Origin of the sequence: Streptomyces sp. SM1 (assembly GCF_002910825.1) — a bacterium.
Taxonomy (GTDB): Bacteria; Actinomycetota; Actinomycetes; order Streptomycetales; family Streptomycetaceae; genus Streptomyces; species Streptomyces okerensis.
On sequence record NZ_NEUB01000124.1, the window covers coordinates 1 to 1,591 of the forward strand.

Here is a 1,591-nt window from a genome sequence, read left to right on the forward strand (position 1 = left end):
CGGAGTTTTCCGAAGGAGGCGACGACCCGGCGCATGCGCGCCTCGCGGGCGAGGTCGACGGCCGTGAGCCCGCCCCGGTCCCGTACGTCCTCGCGCAGGAGCCGGCCGAAACCGAGAGCGGCCCGGCGCACGGCCTCCGGGGTGCTGCCGGGGGCCAGCGCCTCCACCGTGCGCTCCCACAGCGCTTCCACGTCGACTCCGGCCCCTTCCGCACCGGTTGCCGCACCCGACGCCGTGTCCGAACACGGGTCCGCGCAGGTCGGGCACCAGTACCCCGTCGGGACCGGTCACCGCCGGCCGCAGCTCCCCGTGCGCGTCGTAGCAGTTGCGGCGGGTGAAGCCGCCGTACCGGACGTGCACGGGGCCGTCACCGAGCCGCAGGTCGCTCAGGATGTGCGGTCCGGGTTCGCCGGCCAGCAGCTCCGCCAGTTCACCCGCGAGACGTTCGAAGCCCGCCTCGTCCGCCGGGTACACGGTGATGAACTTGCCGCTGCCCGCCCGGTCCGCGTACTTCGCGTTGCGCTGGTGCAGCAGATACCTGCTGGGGACGAACTTGAAGGCCGTGCCGCCGGCGACGCAGTGCCGCCAGACGCGCTCGAGGACGGACTCGGCGTTGTCGAGGCACGCGGAGACGTGGATCTTCCAGCCCTGGTCGGGCAGTTCGGCGTCGACCGGACGCAGGGCGAGCCAGTCCCCGCGCTCTCCCCGCTGCCATCCCGCGGGGACGGACCACGAGGCCGCGGCGTACCGGGAGCGTCCGGTGCCCGCCGGGGAAACGGCGCGGTGCGGAGCGTCGTAGAAGTACGGGTCCGCGTCGCAGTACACGGCATAGCCCTGGTTCACACCGTCTCCCCTCCCTCGATCGCTGACGGGCATGACGTTGTCACGCGGCGTACCGACGCGCACAGTCACCGGTGTCATCACCTGGGTATGCGGAACGCACGGGTAACCGACGGACGTCACGACCGCCGGGAGTCCCCCTTGCCCGGGCGCGGAGGCGTCGTGGGCAGGGCGCGGCGCCGGGCGCTGGTGGCGGACGCCCTCGCCTCGGTCGGACTGACGGACGCGGCCGGGGCGTACCCGTGGCAGCTGTCCCGCGGGATGCAGCAGCGGGTCGCCATCGCCCGGGCCCTGGCGTACGAGCCGGAGGTGCTGTTGATGGACGAGCCGTTCGCGGCGGTGCACGCGCAGACCCGGACCGATCTGGAGGATCTGGTGCGGCGGCTGTGGCGCGAGCGCGGGATCACCGTCCTGTTCGTCACCCATGACATCGACGAGGCGGTGTACCTGAGCGAACAGGTGCTCGTGCTGTCGGCCTCGCCCACCGTCGTGCAGGAACGGCTGGAGATCGATCTGCCGGCCGACCGGGATCAGTTGCACACCCGCGTGGCCCCGCGCTTCGCCGAGCTGCGGACCCGTGTGTACGAGCAGATCCAGGCGGCGAAACGCGCGGGGTCGTGACGGGTGGCCGCCTCGACGCGGTGGTCCTCGGAATCGGCCGTCGCCGTGTACGACGAGCCCCCGACGCCGGCCCGCACGGCTCCCGGGCGAGCCGTGCGGACACGGCGGGGCCGCGCGGCCGGCGCTCTCA

General features: G+C 73.2%; 1 protein-coding gene and 2 pseudogenes. 1 reads left to right on the plus strand and 2 read right to left on the minus strand.

Annotated elements, in window-relative coordinates; translation table 11 throughout:
- Both B9S61_RS41445 and B9S61_RS02760 read right to left on the minus strand, forming a co-directional pair.
- Nucleotides 1–191: DUF5682 family protein (locus tag B9S61_RS41445; RefSeq protein WP_219819883.1), on the minus strand; the 191-nt coding region annotated here is incomplete at its 3' end.
- A gap of 49 nt (nucleotides 192–240) precedes the next feature.
- Nucleotides 241–843: pseudogene (locus B9S61_RS02760) on the minus strand (lantipeptide synthetase); the annotation flags it as partial.
- Nucleotides 844–963: 120 nt separating this feature from the next.
- Between B9S61_RS02760 and B9S61_RS02765 the strand changes: the two are divergent.
- A pseudogene (locus B9S61_RS02765) lies at nucleotides 964–1,461 on the plus strand (ABC transporter ATP-binding protein); the annotation flags it as partial.
- Nucleotides 1,462–1,591 lie beyond the last annotated feature (130 nt).